The organism is Cylindrospermopsis curvispora GIHE-G1 (assembly GCF_014489415.1).
GTDB lineage: Bacteria > Cyanobacteriota > Cyanobacteriia > Cyanobacteriales > Nostocaceae > Raphidiopsis > Raphidiopsis curvispora_A.
Window position 1 is genome coordinate 3,593,044 of the sequence record NZ_CP060822.1, and the last position, 16,441, is coordinate 3,609,484.

Genomic DNA, 16,441 nt, shown 5'->3' on the forward strand with positions numbered 1-16,441 from the left:
CTAAAGTATTAAATCTTTATAAAACTTAGCATAAATTACGGCAAACACGGCAAAAACTGATTTCCTTGGGTTATTGATGATAAAAATTCATTAATTATAACAGCGTTACTAGTTGTATTTACTGAAAGTGAGGTTAATGAGATGAATGATTTGCTTATAGCGGCAAAAAATGGTAATGTTCAGCAGGTTCGTCAATTACTGGGATCCGGATTTCCAGTAGATACAGGCGATCGCCATGGTACGACAGCATTAATGTTTGCTGCTAATTTTGGCTACACAGAGATTGTAAGTTGCCTATTGGAGTTTGGGGCTGATATTGATTTACCCAGGAAACTCTATGGTTTAACAGCATTAATGTTAGCTGCTGCACATAATCAAGTTGACGTGGTAAAATTGCTAATATCTCAAGGAGCAAATACAAATGCAGTCAATGAAGATGGAAGTACGGCATTAATGATAGCAGTAGAAAAAGGTCACACTGAGACCGTACAAAATCTGTTAAAATATGGAGCAAATCCAAAAATTGTAGACCAACATAATGAGGATGCATTTAAGCTGGCAATTAGGCAAAATAATACGGCTATATTGAATATTCTCCTAAAAAACAGTGAAATTAAGGGTGAAATTGAAAGCCTGTTAATTATGGGAGCGGATAATGGTCAGTTAGACATAGTGAAAACATTTTTATTGTATGGTGTTAACCCCAACCTAGAGAATAGTGATGGAACTACAGCACTACTAGCTGCTGCTGCTGGCGGACATACTGAAATTGTGCAAGTTTTGTTAGATGGGGGTGCAGAAATTAATCACCAGGATCAAGAAGGTGAAACAGCTATGCACTTTAGCGTTGTCGAAAACCACCTAGAGACAGTGCAAACCCTAGTAAATAGGGGTGCTAACCTAGAAATCAGAAACAATTTGGGAGACACACCCCTAATTTTAGCAGCATTTCAAGGGTATCAAGAAATAGTTAGGGTTCTACTCGCTGCAGGAGCAGATGGGGGCAAAAAGAATTTGGGGGAATTCCCCTTGACCTTGGCAGCATTCCAAGGACATACTGAAACGGTCAAGGTTTTATTGGAAAGTGGGGTTAATATCAATGTTATAGCTGAAGATGGCAACAGTGCCCTAGTTAAAGCTATAATTGGTAACCATCCAGAAATTTTTGAACTACTCCTGACAAAAGGAGCAAATGTGAACCTACAAGACCCAGCAGGTGTAACACCCCTAATGTATGCCACTGCACAAGGATATACCCAAGCGGTGAATATACTAATTCAAGCTGGAGCGAATGTAAACATAAAAAATCAGGGTGGGTACACAGCCTTAATGATTGCCAAATCTAACAATTATGCGAAGACAAGTAATTTATTAATACAAGCAGGTGCGAAGGAGTAGAATGAATATTCTAGATGCCAAGGGGCGGCTATTTGGTAAAATTAACCTTCTAGATCTAAGTGCAGCACTAGTAATATTGCTAGTGATAATTGGCATTTTTATATTTCCTGGGACTTCCGGTTCTGTAGCTCAGATAGGTACAAAAACAGTTCCCATAGAAGTAGACCTAATAGTAAGAGGTTTAAATGTCCGAGATAGTCAGCAACTGTTTAAACAGGGATTTACCAAAGGTGGTAAGACGAATGTGATTATTCGGAACCAACCCTACGGACAAATCGGGATTAAATCCATTGAAGAGTTAAAGAGAACCCTATTAGTACCCCAACCAGATGGTTCAATTAAAGAAATGCCAGACCCAAGAAGTAATAATTTTAGTACGGATTTTCTACTAACTTTGGAAGGTAAAGCACAAGTTACGGACAATGGGCCAGTGTTGGGGAACAGTAAAGTAAAAATTGGCATGCCCTTTGAACTGGAAGGGTTTAACTACAACTTTAACGCCTCCGTGATTGATATTCGCCTCAAAGATGGTAAGTAACCTTGATTAATTGTCCATATATATGAAGTAATGTTACAAAGCGTTTCCATTTTAATGGCTTTTTGAGATTAGAGCTTGAAATAAGAACTCTGGCAAAGCCAGCATTCGGCGCCAGCGCCAAGGTTCTTGATATAAACGATAAAGCCATTCCAAATTATTATTTGCCAACCATTGGGGTGCACGAGTTTTGCCACCAGACCAAATATCAAAACTACCGCCCACCCCAATCCAAATCGCCTGAGGGCACAGGGTACGGTTTTTAGCGATCCATAGTTCTTGACGGGGAACTCCTAAGCCCACAAAAATGACTTGAGGTTGTAACTCGGTTAGGGTCTCCTGTAGTGTTTTTTCAGTTTCTGGGGAATGATATCCAGAGTGAGTACCGACAAAATTCAAATTAGGAACTTGTTGTTGCCAAAAATCCACAGCTTTAGCTGCTACTCCTGGAGATCCGCCATAAAAAAATACCCTTGTAGATGGTGCTTTTCTACCCAGTTCTTGGAGTAGACCTTCTGCTAATTCAATACCAGGAAAACGCTTTACTTGCTGTTTGAGTATGAAACGTAAATACAATACCACTCCTGCGCCATCTGGGATAACGAGGTCAGCGTTTTCAATAACCATAGACAAACTTGGGTTCCGTCTAGCTTGCATAGTCATTTCCGCATTGAGAGTTACCACATGGGTTCCTCTACCCTGTTGGAGACACTCTACTAACCAATGGGGGTAATTTTCCACCACATGAACCGGTAACCCCAAAACGGAAAATTTTTCAGGTGACTGATAGGTTAACATCGTATTTTAAATTAGACTAAACTAGGCTCACACCAAACTTTACACTAGCTTATCAAATTTTTCGGAAACTTTTGACGGTTTTATTCCCAAAAGGCTGGGAGTTTTTTCCTATCCTGACCTCCACTTTTTCAGCCCAGTAGTATGGTTAACTATGACAATGATGTGCAAAAACCTAAATTAATGGTGGTAGATGATGAACCGGACAACCTAGACCTGGTGTATCGCACTTTCTGGCGTGATTTTGAGGTTTATAAAGCTAACAGCGCCAATCATGCTTGGACTATCCTGGATCAGGTGGGAGAAATGTCAGTGATTATTTCTGACCAAAGAATGCCAGATATGAAGGGTACAGAATTTCTTAGTCAAATTGTTGAACGTTTTCCTGATACCATTCGGATTCTTCTTACTGCTTATACTGATGTTGAAGATTTAGTAGATGCAATTAACTCAGGTCGAGTATTCAAATATATTACCAAACCATGGAAACCCCAACAACTTAGAGCATTAGTTGAACAGGGAAGGGATACTTACAATTTATTAAAAACTCGCACGAGAGAGTTACGTCAGGCTTTAAAAAGAGAGTCTTTATTTAATGCTATTACTAAGGTACTTAGGGATTCCCATAGTTATACAAGTACCCTTGATAAAATAGTAGCTACAATTGGAGAGACATTTGCAGCTAGTAGTTGTTTGCTAAGGTTAGTAGAAGGTGATATCCTAAAAACATCTATATTTTTGTACTGTGACTTTGATTGTCTAACGCCTGACTTACCTAAGGAGTCATTAAGCTTAATTCAAAAAATTATATTGGGAAAAAAATATCAAGTAGTTCAATATACAGATAAGGTCAATCATGCTCATTATTTAATAGTTCCCTTTTCTTATCAGGACGATTTGTTAGCGGTGATGACCCTGTGTAAATGCACTATGGAAACACCCTGGGAGCAGGACGATATGGAACTGATTGGAGATGTAGCCAAACAAGCATCCCTGGCCCTTTACCAGGCCAAGCTTGACCAAAGCTTAAAAGAGAAACAAGAACAGACTCGCCAAGAACTGCAAGTAGCACGTCAAATTCAAAACAATCTGCTGCGTCAAACTTTACCAAAAATTGACGGGTTGAAAATACAGGCGTGCTGTTACCCCGCACGAGAAGTGGGGGGAGATTTTTTTGAGGTGTTTCTCCATCCATCTGGTGAACTGTGGTTAGCAGTAGGTGATGTTTCGGGTAAGGGTGTACCTGCAGCTTTATTTATGGCTAGTGCTATTTCTCTTTTGCGTCGTGAATTATCTCAGGAATCACCACCACCGCCAAATATTGTCTTGCAAAATCTCAACTATGCTCTAGCTGAAGACCTGATCAGTGTAAATTATTTGATTACTCTTGTCATTGCTAAATATAATAAAACTACTCGAGAATTCATATATGCTAATGCTGGACACATTTATCCCCTATTATGGTCATACCCAGCTTCTTTAGCCCAACCTCAATATCTCACAACCCGCACTGTACCTCTGGGGATTTTCCCTGAGCTGTCATCACAGTCTGGTAGATTAATTCTCGCTCCAAAAGACACCCTTCTACTTCTTAGCGACGGTATTACGGAAGCAAAAGTAACAATAAGCCCCAAATCACTAATTAAAAATAACAGTGGCACTCAGGCACTAACTTGGTCTATACTAAATCAAGAAGGTATTTGGCAACTTATACGGGAACAACCTCAACCTCTGTCTCTTGAACAGCTAATCGCTCGAATTCAAAGCGATAATCCTGTTCAAGAAGATGATCAGACCATTCTCTCTCTGGAAATTTTGTAAACGATGAAAAGTGAACTTTATGTACCCAGTGATTTAAGTTTTGTCAACACGGTTGAAAACTGGTTGTTGGCATACTTAAAACAACATTTGAGGAATTCTCTGGATTGGTCAAACCAATCTATTCGTTTACGGCTTGCACTAGTTGAAGCATATTCAAATGCAGTTCGTCATGCTCATAAAGATAAACCAAATGTGCCAATTCTATTGCGTCTGGAACTGACAGATCAGAAACTAGCTATTGAAGTTTGGGACTATGGACATGGTTTTGACATAACCACCTACTTCCCTCCCCATCCTGAACAAAAACAAGAAGGTGGCTATGGTTGGCTGATTATGAATCGGTTGATGGATAAGGTTGAATATCATTTACAGGTCAATGGTGCTAACTGTCTCAAGCTGGAAACGACCATTCCTTTATAGGGCGGTTTACTAAATCCTATTTACATCTTCAGCATAGCTATAAATCTCAATCCCCAAGTTTTGTGCTACTGACAAAGCTCTTGGGTCTACCATGGGAGAAATTACTAATTTGCGATCAACTCTTCTTTGATGATGTTTTTCATAAAATGCTACTTTCCGATCAAAGATATACATTCCTGCTTTGTCAATCGAGGATTTAATTTCACATAAAATTACCAAACCATTTTTGATAATCACATCTATTTCCACCTGGTCTGGTCTGCCAAAAACCTCTCCTTCATTGTCGAAATCAAGGAAGTTCAACACTTCCACGCCAAAAGAATCTTTTAAAATTCCTTTTAGTCCATTTCTGAAGCTTGCTTCCGATGATAAACCCCATCGCGAACCTAGGGAACCAACTGTACTTTCATGTTTCCGGTTCATTTGTTTAATTTCTTCTAAAATTCCCAGATTGTGGCGATTTTGCTCTTCCCATTTACGATTTTGCTCTTCCTGGTAAGACTGCAATTGTGCCATGATTTCACGATTGTGGCGATTTTGCTCTTCCTGGTAAGACTGCAATTGTGCCATGATTTCACGATTGTGGCGATTTTGCTCTTCCCATTTACGATTCTGCTCTTCCTGATAAGACTGCAATTGTGCCAGAGTCTGGTCGAATTTACTATCCGCGTCTTGTCTTCCAATATAATATTGCGACATGGAACCTAAAATCAAATTCTTGATCACAGGGTCTTCCACAATTAGTTGTTCCATTTGTTGTCTAATGAGAGTACTAATTTCCGCTTGGTTCACTGTTTTTCATCCTTGCTTAGGAACAACTCCATTATACTCCAAACTTTAGACTAGGGTTTTTCGCTATCTGTTATCTGTTGTATAATCAAACTACCTAACTCCTGTGTCCACATGTCCTCTTTAACTAGCTTAAGTACTCATACCATTAAAGAAAAAGCCTATAAATTAGGATTCCATAAAGTTGGTGTCGCAGTTGTATTGGGGGTGGAGAGTAAAGAAAAGGAAAGGTTGAGGAAATGGATAAGTCTGGGTTATCATGCTGACATGGATTGGATGACCAATCCAAAACGGGAAGATATAAAATTACTCATGCCAGAAGTGCGATCGCTCGTTTGTGTAGCGATAAACTATTATACACCCCATTCCCGTCCCCTGGGGGGAGAGTATGGGAAGATATCCCGTTATGGGTGGGGGAGAGATTATCATAGAATTCTGCATAAAAAGCTCAAACAATTAGCCACCTGGTTAGAATCACAGGGTGAGGGTATAAAAGCCAGATATTATGCGGATACAGGACCCATACAGGACAAAGTTTGGGCTGAGAAAGCGGGTATTGGCTGGATTGCCAAAAACGGTAATGTGATTACTAGGGAATATGGTTCCTGGGTATTTTTAGGTGAAGTATTAACTAATCTAGAATTAGAGGGAGATACTCCAGCTACCCAACACTGCGGTACTTGTAACAGATGTATAGAAGCTTGTCCAACACAAGCAATTACCCAGCCATTTGTTGTAGATGCCAATAAATGTATTGCCTATCATACTATTGAAAATAGAGGAGAAACCCTGCCAATAAACATAGAAAGAAATTTACAAGGATGGGTTGCTGGTTGTGATATTTGTCAAGATGTTTGTCCTTGGAATCAGCGGTTTTCCCAGGTAACAGATGTGGTAGATTTTCATCCCTATCCTGGAAATTTAGCACCCAAGCTGTTAGAATTATCGGAGATCACTGATGAGCAATGGAATGAAAAATTTACTGCATCAGCTTTGAGACGGATTAAACCAAAAATGTTACGTAGAAATGCCCGTGCTAATCTTACCACATTGAAACTAAATAATGACTCAAAAAGTAATCATCTTTGACTTTGATGGCACAATTGCAGATACATTAGACGCTTTGGTAACAATTGCTAATCGTCTAGCCCGGGAGTTTGGCTATATGCAAATATCTGCTAAGGAATTAAAACTATTAAGAAATTTAACTGCTAGACAAATTATTAAGTATTCAGGTGTATCCCTATTTAAAATACCCTTTTTAGTTAAAAGAGTGAAAGGAGAATTAAAAAATAAAATCAAGGATTTACAACCCATACCAGAAATTCCTGAAGCACTAAGAGAGCTAAGTAATCAGGGATATAAATTAGGGATTATTACCTCTAATGCACAAGAGAATGTCCATGAATTTCTCAAGTGTCATCAGTTGGACAATCTATTTGAATTTGTTCATTCGGGGGTAACAATTTTTGGTAAGAATACTATCATGAGTAGTGTAATTAAACAAAGACAAATTAAGCCCCAGACTGTCATTTATGTAGGTGATGAAACCAGAGACATAGAAGCAGCTAAAAAAGCCAATGTGCAAGTTATAGCAGTTACTTGGGGGTTTAATTCTCCTGAAGCACTAGCTAGGGAAAATCCTGACTTTTTGATTGATCATCCCAGGGAACTGCTGGAAGCGATTAATCATTCATTTGCTGAACCTAGTCCAAATTAAAAGCATGAGGTTATAGAATCTACCAGGGAATTATTGAGGAATTACAAATTTTTTGTGTGACATTTCATAGCATACCTAATATAGAATTTTGATAATTATTTTTGTGGGCAATCCACATCAGAGTTTATGTCTAAAAAAGCTGTATTATCCTACGTTGTAGATCGCAAAACAGGTGAATGGAGAGCACTGAGCGGTTGTAGCTCCTCCCCTTCAAGAATTCCTGGTTCTCAACTCTACGATACACAGAGGTTTAGCGAAGAAGAACTACCACCACAGGTGGATCTCCGTCCCTTTATGACCCCTGTAGAAAATCAAGCAGGTGCCAACAGTTGTACAGCCAATGCAGTTTTTAATGAAGTTATAGCAGAGTATGACTACGAAACCATTGATAGCCTTTTTTAGACTATAGTTTTTAAAAACTGGTGGCATGGTGAAATTCAATCATTAATACAAACACTGAAATTATGGAAAAATTCAGCGTGAGGAAAAAATGAACAACTTCACCATTCCTAAATTTAAGACTCATTCCTAGAAACAGGACGGCTAAAAACGGGGGAAAGATAAGCCACCAACAGACCTATCAAAAAGGCAGAAATATTGCGGACCAAGGGAACCCAATCACTGGTACGGGTAATCACAGGAGCAATACCAAAAGCAATAAACAAAATTCCCCACAACGGTGAAAAAATTAACGCCCATTGCCAAGCAAACACTTGTTTATCATTGCGAGGTTGGGCTGCAAATCCGCAAATTATCCCGCCAATAGCTGAGGTAATGAGGGTAAGTATCCATTGCTCTTTGGGTAATCCGGGAACCACATTACAACCCCCCTGAGCTAAACAACCTTTCACCGAATTTAGTGCTTGTAAAATAGCCTGATCTTCACCATTCTCCCTCACAAAATAGAGATTGCCAAAACGAGTTTGTAATTCAATCCAAAATGTACGCGGTAAGAGCTCATAAACTGCATCTCCCACACTAAAACTCAGAATGTTACCACCACGTGCATCTGCAACTAGGAGAATACTTTTATCATCTAGTCCCCAGTATTTAATTACTGCTCTCCCTGGAGTCCGGTCATATTGAGTCAATACCCGCAACTTCCAGCCAGTATCTACCTCAAACTGCTCTAATTCTTTTACTAACTTTTCTTCCTGTGGATCGGGTAAAGTTTTGGCTAGGTCAACTACTGGGGTAAAGGTATCAGGTAGCAAATCGGGATTTTCGTATGCTAGAGCTAATGGTGAGTTCATCACCCAAATAGATGCAGCAAATACAAAAACTGCAATGGATACTAGAATTTTTTGACAAAAGGAATGCTGCATAGACTTTTCTATACGAGTATTAAAGGTGAGGGTAAACAACTGCTATTTTTAGGTTACGGGAAAAGTGATATTTCTTTACAATTGTTTACTTTACCGCTCTATAGGATCTACCCAAAGCTACTCAGACCTTTACAGTTCTGGACTTTAGAACCTACTTCCTGTTTCATCGTAGTCTCAAGAATCATCTTGAGAGGTTTGTCTACTCCACAAGCTATCTCGGTAGAGCTTACCGTTTGATCCGAACGAATCGGAATATGAATTCCTTCAAACCATCGTTAAAAATGCTTTGATACTCAATTCTTCAATTTTGATAACGCTTTGGTTTTTAGCGATATCATAAGTGAGTTTATGAGTGGCATCTTTGCGGATGTTTGACACTTTAGCATGAGTTTTAGCCAGTTTAGAAGTAGCCTTAGCTCGATTCTTAGAACCAAAGTTGTAAGCATGTCTAGCTACTCCGCAATGTTGACGGAATAGAGTCACCTGTTTGTTAAAAGACCACTGGAAAACACTTGAATCAACTCTATCATGTCCTGTACAAGTTCTTGTTCAAAACTGATTTCTTCTGATGATTTGTTAACAATCACCACCTCAGTTTCAAGCTCCTCATAACTAGAGACTCTTGCATAATTGATTGTAATGGGAGTCTCTAGCTTGTCTAAGTCTCTGGGAGTGATGCGTTTAATATCCGCTAAGTAGAAACGTTTTTGACCCTAAATAATCAAAAACCAAATATTCTCGAAAATTGTTGGTAGGTACAGCTATTGAGGTCATGATTTAGTGCGGATTCCCTGTAAGCTCCGTTTATTGGATGGTGGATTGGTAAAGGTTTTCCAAGCAGTTCTCACACCAACTAGTAGACTGCGAGTGCCAATTTCCACATTCTCAGCTTGTTTTTTAGCAGTGTTTAAACCTTGATCTACTTGTCTAACTACTTGACCCGCACTTTTAATTCCATCACTGACATCTCCAGTTAAATCCGTGATGTCTAAACTCGTATTGCGGATAGCTTTTAGTGTAGGGGGTAACTCCCTAGAAAGAGTATCAAAGAACTTTTCAGCACTACGAGAAGCTCGTGCTAATTCTTGCACAGCGGGTATGGCCACTACTAATACCACACTCAGACTAGTAGCTACTAATAGTAAAGATAGTCCCAGCCAAAATAGAGGATCAATCACGGTGACACTAGAATTTATAGACTTTCTGGATTTTGGTTGAGATGGTCTGGATTTTCATCAGCATTATGAGATTTTACTCTGTTTAATGACTCTCTTTCCCTTTGTGTAGCTTCCACTCCTGATGCGATCGCATCTCGCAACCTATCTAAGGTGTCATCCCAGTTTCTAACCACACTAGCTGAGAGTTTATCTGTTTGGATTTGCACACTGGTGGATATATCCTCTGCCAATTCTGGTAAAGCATCCGCAGATTTTTTCAAGAGCTTACGGGTTTCTTTGCCCGTACGGGGTGCAACAAGCAAGCCTGCTAAAGCTCCAATTGTAGCTCCCAGCATTACACCACCAATAAATATTCCGGAACGATTATTAGACATAATAAGACATTTTAATTCTTTATAACAGAAATTTGCGAAAAACTCCCAGTCTTGAGCTAGGGATAGGAACAGTATAATTCTTTTGCGGTTGAATGGGCTATTTTTGTACTTTCTGGGCTAATAATCTCCAACCAGAGGTGGTAAGAAGTTTCAACAGTTGAAAGGTTTGCCAAGCCTGTTGAAGTTGCTGTTTTAGCATTTGCTGCTTTTGTCTCCAATGATAAATTTGTTCTCGTTCTCCATTAATATTATCCCCTATTGTGGCTAGAACCCCATAAATAGCTGATTCCTTACTTTCTAGATTATTGGCTATTATTGTCAACTTGTGTTTAAGTTGCCACATTTGCCACGCTAGGTATACTAGCATCAGTGAAATCACGATATTAGTCAGGAAAACTATGACTATGGTTACCATGGTGCTGTGGTTAGTGTTTTTGCTGTTTAGGTACTGAAAACTCAACAATTAATGTACCACAGTTCACAGTTTTATTGACAAATCTACAAGAGTTATTAATAATTTGATCAGTCCTAAATTGGTGGAGTTGGAGGGGTTGTGCGTGACGATCTGAAGAGTCTGCGAATCACATATAAAGAATTGCAAGACCTAACTAACTTACCCGTAGATAATCAACTCCCCATTATAACCGATTCCCTGTACCAGTTGGGGAAGTTATTACTGGTAAAAGTCCAGGGTTCTGAGGGAGCTACAGCGGTTTTTATTAGTTCTTCCATTCTAATTTTTACATATTTGCTTTTCGATTGGTTAGTTAAAGAATTAGTAGTTTGGATTACTTTACCATCGTGGATATTACTTATTTTAACCCTGGGTTGCCTAAGTGTTGTTAGCCAAGGGGTGTTATATTTGTGGTGGAAGTACAAAACCCACTTCCTCAAGAAGAACATGACCAGCTCCCTAAAGGTCTTATTAAATGACGTTTCCAGATATAATTCTGTTATTCATGCCATAGATATTAATGATCAAATAGAAGCAGCAGGTAATCCAGCAGTGGGTATACAAAACAGAGATAAAGTGATTAGATCTTTAAAATTCACCAAGTTAGATTTAGTCAGAGCATTGAAAACAGAAAGAATTTTACGAGAGAATAAAGCGTTTATCTTAACTAATTCGGATCTGTTTACCCATGATTTATCCAGTTTAAGCACTATGGCAGTTAGCGAAAAGGCAGCAGAACACGACCGGTTGCTAAATGAAGCATTACAAATCGCTATGGATATTAAGCAAGAAATGAAAAAACTACAAGACTAGTCTAAAAATTTTTATCTCTCCCCCGCAATAGAAGGTTATTGATATGGAATGGAAAGAAATAAGAGGTAATTGGGTAATTGTTCCCCGTCACCCCATTGGAATCATTCATTTTTTGGGAGGTGCATTTGTCGCTAGTGCACCCCATTTGACCTACCGTTGGTTATTAGAGCAGTTTGCTAACAAAGGTTACGTCATAATTGCTACACCATTTGTTAATGGACTAGATCACCGGGCGATCGCCCAATCAGTTCTACTGAACTTTGAAAGGACTTTGGAACGTCTACATTATTATGGGGAATTACATAAATTATACTTACCAATTTATGGAGTTGGACACAGCATGGGTTGTAAGCTGCAATTACTGATTGGCAGTCTTTTTGAAGTGGAGCGAGCGGGTAACATTCTGATTTCCTTTAATAACTACACTGCTAAAGATGCTATTCCTCTAGTGGAGCAACTAAATTCTACCTTCATGAGTGATTTAATGATTGAATTTAGTCCCACACCCACAGAAACTAATCAAATTATCGAAGAATCCTATCAGATTAGACGCAACCTATTAATCAAATTCCACAATGACAATTTAGATCAATCAGCAGAGTTAACGAAAATTTTAAAAAACCGTTTTTCTCAAATGGTTACCGTAAAAACTCTCTCCGGAAACCACACAACTCCTTTAGGTCAAGACATTAAATGGCAATCAGGAAATTCCTTTACTCCCCTAGATGCTATAGCCCAGTGGTTTAAACAAGAGGTTTATAGAGATTTACACCAGCTGCAAAAAGTAATGCTATTCTGGCTTAACCCTCTAGAGTCTTTATCGGATTAACATAAATAGCTCAAGTTTTTATCAGCTTTTCATTCTAGATTCCTAATTTGTGGACATAATGTAAGTGGGTGGGTGGAATTAAATATAAGATGAACGTAGGTTGGGCTGAAGTATGAAACCCAACGCCCGCATGGGTTTCGTTCCTCAACCCATCCTACAAATAATTGTGCCTCCCTACTTAAATAGAATACTGATGATATAAATCTTCTAAACCTTATGTTCCAAATTTTAGTAATTGATGATGATTCTTCAATCCAAATCCTTCTCAAAAGGATCTTAGAAAAACAGCATTATCAAGTTATCACAACCAGTAATGGGAGAGAGGGAATTTTACAAGCTGTTGCTTCTCCTCCTGCTCTGATTATTTGTGATTGGATGATGCCTGAATTAAGTGGTTTAGAGGTCTGTAATTTTATTAAAAATCACCCAAATTTATCCAGTACATTTTTTATTTTATTAACATCCTTAGATTCAGTATCAGATCGGGTTAAAGGACTAGACTCAGGAGCAGATGATTTTATCTCGAAACCCATTGAACAAAATGAACTACAAGCTAGAGTTAGAGCTGGACTACGTCTACATCAGTTAAATCGAGATTTACAAACCCAAAAGCTATTGTTAGAAACCGAGCTGTCAGAAGCTACAGACTACGTCAAGTCTCTTTTACCACTACCTATTAATCAACCACTGAATATTGATTATATGTTCTTACCTTCTCGAAAATTAGGAGGAGATTGTTTTGATTATTATTGGTTAGATAGTGACCACCTGGTAATTTATCTATTGGATGCTGTTGGTCATGGACTTAGGGCCACTCTCCCCGCAATTTCCGTGTTAAATTTACTTCGTTCTCGGGCACTTAAAGGAGTAAATTATTATCAACCTAGTCAGGTATTATCAGCTTTAAATGATGCTTTTCAAACTGATGATAAAACCGAGAAGTACTTCACAATTTGGTATGGTGTATATAACCATGTAAATCGACAATTAACCTATGCTAGTGCAGGACATCCACCAGCAGTTTTACTGTCACCAAAATCTCCTAATGTTCATATAACCCTTCTCAAAACTCCGGGTATGCCCATCGGTATGTTTTGCCAAGCTAAATATGTGGATGAAATTTTTCAAATTGGAGAATTAAGTAGTCTTTATATTTTCAGTGACGGAGCTTATGAAATTACTAATTTTGATGGAATTCTTTGGAGTTTAGAGCAGTTTGTTCAGTTATTAGTTAGGTCGCAAAATCTACCTAACTCCCAACTTGAATATGTAATAAAATATTTGGTTAATTTAAACTCCAAAGAAACTTTTGATGATGACCTAGCCATCATCCAGATTAAATTTGATTAGGTCTTATTCACCAATTCTCGATGAAAGTCATCCTGGGTAGCAAATATTTCAAATATCTCATCGATACTGGTTAATTCAAATATCATTCTTACTTGTTCATTCAGGGAACAGAGTACCATTTTAATGCCCGCTTTTTGTAAATTTTTAAAGGCCAACACCAGATATCCTAAACCGCGACTGTCTAGAAAAGTAATATGTTGACAATCAATTAAAACCACTTCGGCTTTAGTCTCTACAATTTTGGCAATATTTCTCTGAAATTCTAATGCATTTTGGGAATTTAAATTTTTCGTAAGGGTGAGAGTTTGTACTTGCTTACTCATAATTACTTTGTATTTACTCTATTTGATATTAATTTGGCTGTTTTCTCTCCAGTATATAACAACCAAGAAAATTCGATATGCTAATTCAATATCATTTATTAGATTTATTAGATATTAAAGGATCAACCTTGCCAAGAACCAGATTTACCACCCGTTTTACTCACTAAACCTATAGATTGGATTTGGATAGACTTTTCTAAAGCTTTAGTCATGTCGTATAAAGTCAAAGCAGCTACAGAAACAGCCATGAGAGCTTCCATCTCCACACCGGTTTCTGACTTGGTTTTAACTGTGGCGTAAATTTCATACCCGGGTAGTTTTTCATCCGGTCTAATCTCCACTGTGACCTTTTGCAAAGGTAAGGGATGACAAAGAGGAATTAAGTTTGGGGTCTGTTTAGCAGCCATAATGCCAGCTATCCTAACGGTAGCTAATACATCCCCTTTCGGTGCATTTCCCGCTTCAATCGCAGCCAGAGTTTCTGGTAACATCCGCACCCTGGCCATGGCGATCGCCTCCCTAATCGTGGGGATTTTTCCTGATATGTCAACCATTTGCACCTCTCCCTGGGTAGTGAGATGAGAAAGATCAGAAGATTTTGGCAAAAACTCTTGCATAATTTCCAAAGGGTATGCTAATATAATATTCGTTGACTAAGGGCGTGTAGCTCAGTGGACTAGAGCACGTGGCTACGGACCACGGTGTCGGGGGTTCGAATCCCTCCTCGCCCGTTTTGGGTACCAACCATCCCCACTTCCAGGATAACCGACCACGATGGTCGGTTATCCTTTTAGTATCCACTTTGAGGAATGTGGTCTATTTCCGCATATCCACTAAAAATTAACTTTTGACCTTGGGTTTCTAAACGATTTAACCGCATTTTTACCCCATCTAAATCAAACCGGTCTAGGTCCACCATCCCGTCTAAAATCGTGACCAGAGCTGCGCCTAATCTTTGAGAAATGTCTCGCTGCTCATCTGGTACCTCATCCAATTGGAATCTGGCATCTTTAAAAGAAACCCGTCTTCGTTTTTCAATACTTATACTAACTGTCATATTTAATGGTATAAGTTCGCCATTGTTAATGTCAGCTTTAGCTATAAGATGTAAGCGATTTTCAGGTAATAACTGTATTTTAATTTCAGGAAAGGAAACCGGTTGACCGTTAGATATTTCCATTAAAGCTGGTTCAGAAAGGTTTATTAAACGCTTTTTCACCAATTCAGCCTTAAAAGCATGATTGATACCTGATTCCAATAATACTACCTGTGCCACAGCTTGTGTGGGTTGTTTTAGCTTAAGTTTGCCACTTAAAACCGAGCTAAAGTCAATAGACACAGCATCAGTTTCAAAACACATTTCCTCTATAGCGAAGTCTCTACGGATAACTAGGCCCTGTCCACTCATCTTAAAGCTATCAATACTCCCCTGCAAAAGTTTGCTGGAAGGATAGCAACGCACAAGGACTTCTACTGACTCGCTCTGGGTAAATAAGTGGCGAATCGTTTGACTGGCAACTGTATTGAGCATTCGCTCTCCCCAGTCGCTACCTTTGGGATCTGTTAAACCAGCAAGTCCGCTTAACATTAGATTCTGGGTCTCTAGAAGTTCTTTATATTTTTGTAACAAATTGTGAAGAATTATGCAAGAGATCCCCGGATTATTAATCAAAAATTCGAGTGGAGAAGGATAAAGATTGATTATTTACTAGTACTTAGCCTCATCTATTTTTAAAAACCTGTTCGCACTAATGCTAGTTAGAACTCCCACTATTAACCATCCAATGCTCAAACCAAACACTTCACTTAAAAATGAACTTTTACGAGTTAAAATACCAATTATAGATCCAATAGTAAAGCCTAGTATACAGTTAATAGCATTCACAAACACCCATGACCATTTTTGGGGAATTGATGGGGGAATAGCTAAACAGGACTGTGACAATCCAATAATTAAACCACCAATACCAGAATCAATTATACTAATTAAAACACGATTGTACAAATTGTGTGAAGATAAAACAAACCAGCCTATTGTACCAATACCCATGATTGTAATTAGTACCCATCCTAAAACTGTTGATATAATCCAATTTAAGGGAGGAATAGTTCTTCTTAGAATATAGCTTTGGGGAATAGCGATTGCTAACCCACCAATAGCCGCATCTACAACTTCCAAGTCAGATTTTTCACCGACTTCAATTACTAGCAAACTGAGGAGGAAACTAGCTATGGTTGTAAAACTCCATATTGATATAAAACAGAGATCTGCAAATTTGTGACTCTTAGGTGGAAGTGGTTCGATCATTTTGATTAT

The 16,441-nt window shown here is 38.6% G+C and carries 21 protein-coding genes, 1 tRNA gene and 1 pseudogene; 11 read left to right on the forward strand and 12 right to left on the reverse strand.

All coding sequences use genetic code 11. The annotated features are described in order from the left end of the window. The first annotated feature begins 141 nt into the window (after positions 1-141). Together IAR63_RS16040 and IAR63_RS16045 are read left to right on the forward strand one after the other, a co-directional pair. Complete coding sequence (locus IAR63_RS16040) at positions 142-1,398, forward strand: ankyrin repeat domain-containing protein (protein ID WP_187705965.1); 1,257 nt, start codon at positions 142-144, stop codon at positions 1,396-1,398. A 1-nt stretch (position 1,399) separates the two neighbouring features. Beyond that, the gene (locus IAR63_RS16045; RefSeq protein ID WP_187705966.1) at positions 1,400-1,936 is read left to right on the forward strand and encodes a DUF4330 domain-containing protein; all 537 of its coding nucleotides are present in this window, start codon (positions 1,400-1,402) and stop codon (positions 1,934-1,936) included. A gap of 51 nt (positions 1,937-1,987) precedes the next feature. Here IAR63_RS16045 and IAR63_RS16050 read toward each other — a convergent pair whose 3' ends face one another. After that, entirely contained in the window at positions 1,988-2,731 is a 744-nt protein-coding gene (locus IAR63_RS16050) for a WecB/TagA/CpsF family glycosyltransferase (RefSeq protein WP_187705967.1), read from the reverse strand. Positions 2,732-2,872: 141 nt separating this feature from the next. Here IAR63_RS16050 and IAR63_RS16055 point away from each other — a divergent pair, with 141 nt between their 5' ends. Further along, positions 2,873-4,549: a SpoIIE family protein phosphatase gene (locus tag IAR63_RS16055; RefSeq protein WP_187705968.1), complete on the forward strand. Its 1,677-nt coding sequence runs from the start codon at positions 2,873-2,875 to the stop codon at positions 4,547-4,549. A gap of 3 nt (positions 4,550-4,552) precedes the next feature. Then, positions 4,553-4,969: an ATP-binding protein gene (locus IAR63_RS16060; protein WP_187705969.1), complete on the forward strand. Its 417-nt coding sequence runs from the start codon at positions 4,553-4,555 to the stop codon at positions 4,967-4,969. Positions 4,970-4,978: 9 nt separating this feature from the next. Here IAR63_RS16060 and IAR63_RS16065 read toward each other — a convergent pair whose 3' ends face one another. Beyond that, complete coding sequence (locus IAR63_RS16065) at positions 4,979-5,761, reverse strand: PD-(D/E)XK nuclease family protein (protein ID WP_115539396.1); 783 nt, start codon at positions 5,759-5,761, stop codon at positions 4,979-4,981. 111 nt (positions 5,762-5,872) lie between these two features. Between IAR63_RS16065 and queG the strand changes: the two genes are divergently transcribed. The 3 genes from queG to IAR63_RS16080 all read left to right on the forward strand — a co-directional run bounded on the left by queG (position 5,873) and on the right by IAR63_RS16080 (position 7,880). Beyond that, complete coding sequence (gene queG, locus IAR63_RS16070) at positions 5,873-6,847, forward strand: tRNA epoxyqueuosine(34) reductase QueG (RefSeq protein ID WP_057176979.1); 975 nt, start codon at positions 5,873-5,875, stop codon at positions 6,845-6,847. Next, entirely contained in the window at positions 6,822-7,478 is a 657-nt protein-coding gene (locus IAR63_RS16075; protein ID WP_057176978.1) for an HAD-IA family hydrolase, read from the forward strand. Before queG ends, IAR63_RS16075 begins: the two co-directional genes overlap by 26 nt. 126 nt (positions 7,479-7,604) lie before the next feature. Further along, positions 7,605-7,880 (forward strand): hypothetical protein, encoded by a 276-nt coding sequence (locus tag IAR63_RS16080; protein ID WP_187705970.1) that lies wholly within the window; start codon positions 7,605-7,607, stop codon positions 7,878-7,880. A 113-nt stretch (positions 7,881-7,993) separates the two neighbouring features. On the opposite strand, the gene IAR63_RS16085 is transcribed toward IAR63_RS16080, so the two are convergent. From IAR63_RS16085 to IAR63_RS16110, 6 genes and pseudogenes are all read right to left on the reverse strand, one after another. After that, positions 7,994-8,803, reverse strand: a complete 810-nt coding sequence (locus IAR63_RS16085) for a TPM domain-containing protein (RefSeq protein WP_096545875.1) — start codon at positions 8,801-8,803, stop codon at positions 7,994-7,996. Positions 8,804-9,067: 264 nt separating this feature from the next. Then, positions 9,068-9,286 carry a transposase gene (locus tag IAR63_RS16095; protein ID WP_235678296.1) on the reverse strand — a complete coding sequence of 73 codons (219 nt, stop codon included), beginning with the start codon at positions 9,284-9,286 and terminating at the stop codon, positions 9,068-9,070. Beyond that, positions 9,283-9,516, reverse strand: a pseudogene (locus IAR63_RS18895) (hypothetical protein); the annotation flags it as partial. The pseudogene IAR63_RS18895 and the gene IAR63_RS16095, both read right to left, overlap by 4 nt. Positions 9,517-9,573: 57 nt before the next feature. Continuing rightward, positions 9,574-9,981 (reverse strand): hypothetical protein, encoded by a 408-nt coding sequence (locus tag IAR63_RS16100; protein ID WP_187705971.1) that lies wholly within the window; start codon positions 9,979-9,981, stop codon positions 9,574-9,576. A 14-nt stretch (positions 9,982-9,995) separates the two neighbouring features. Next, positions 9,996-10,355, reverse strand: coding sequence for a YtxH domain-containing protein (locus IAR63_RS16105; RefSeq protein WP_187705972.1), 360 nt, complete (start codon positions 10,353-10,355; stop codon positions 9,996-9,998). Positions 10,356-10,452: 97 nt separating this feature from the next. Then, a complete protein-coding gene (locus IAR63_RS16110; RefSeq protein WP_187705973.1) occupies positions 10,453-10,770 on the reverse strand; it encodes a hypothetical protein in 318 nt (105 codons plus the stop codon). A 138-nt stretch (positions 10,771-10,908) separates the two neighbouring features. Between IAR63_RS16110 and IAR63_RS16115 the strand changes: the two genes are divergently transcribed. The 3 genes from IAR63_RS16115 (at position 10,909) to IAR63_RS16125 (ending at position 13,801) form a co-directional block, all read left to right on the forward strand. Further along, positions 10,909-11,622: a hypothetical protein gene (locus IAR63_RS16115; RefSeq protein ID WP_187705974.1), complete on the forward strand. Its 714-nt coding sequence runs from the start codon at positions 10,909-10,911 to the stop codon at positions 11,620-11,622. A gap of 43 nt (positions 11,623-11,665) precedes the next feature. Further along, positions 11,666-12,451 carry a DUF1350 family protein gene (locus tag IAR63_RS16120; protein ID WP_187705975.1) on the forward strand — a complete coding sequence of 262 codons (786 nt, stop codon included), beginning with the start codon at positions 11,666-11,668 and terminating at the stop codon, positions 12,449-12,451. 216 nt (positions 12,452-12,667) lie between these two features. Further along, positions 12,668-13,801, forward strand: coding sequence for a PP2C family protein-serine/threonine phosphatase (locus tag IAR63_RS16125; RefSeq protein ID WP_187705976.1), 1,134 nt, complete (start codon positions 12,668-12,670; stop codon positions 13,799-13,801). Here IAR63_RS16125 and IAR63_RS16130 read toward each other — a convergent pair. Further along, on the reverse strand, positions 13,798-14,124 hold the full coding sequence (locus IAR63_RS16130) for an STAS domain-containing protein (protein ID WP_187705977.1): 327 nt from the start codon (positions 14,122-14,124) through the stop codon (positions 13,798-13,800). The genes IAR63_RS16125 and IAR63_RS16130 overlap by 4 nt on opposite strands. Positions 14,125-14,246: 122 nt before the next feature. Then, positions 14,247-14,741 (reverse strand): cyclic pyranopterin monophosphate synthase MoaC, encoded by a 495-nt coding sequence (moaC, locus tag IAR63_RS16135; protein ID WP_187705978.1) that lies wholly within the window; start codon positions 14,739-14,741, stop codon positions 14,247-14,249. 40 nt (positions 14,742-14,781) lie between these two features. On the opposite strand from moaC, the gene IAR63_RS16140 reads away from it, so the two are divergent. Continuing rightward, positions 14,782-14,855 (forward strand) — tRNA-Arg (locus IAR63_RS16140). A gap of 59 nt (positions 14,856-14,914) precedes the next feature. Here IAR63_RS16140 and IAR63_RS16145 read toward each other — a convergent pair. Together IAR63_RS16145 and IAR63_RS16150 are read right to left on the reverse strand one after the other, a co-directional pair. Beyond that, positions 14,915-15,712 carry an LmeA family phospholipid-binding protein gene (locus IAR63_RS16145; protein ID WP_187705979.1) on the reverse strand — a complete coding sequence of 266 codons (798 nt, stop codon included), beginning with the start codon at positions 15,710-15,712 and terminating at the stop codon, positions 14,915-14,917. 120 nt (positions 15,713-15,832) lie between these two features. After that, positions 15,833-16,432 carry a hypothetical protein gene (locus IAR63_RS16150; RefSeq protein WP_187705980.1) on the reverse strand — a complete coding sequence of 200 codons (600 nt, stop codon included), beginning with the start codon at positions 16,430-16,432 and terminating at the stop codon, positions 15,833-15,835. Positions 16,433-16,441: the final 9 nt, after the last annotated feature.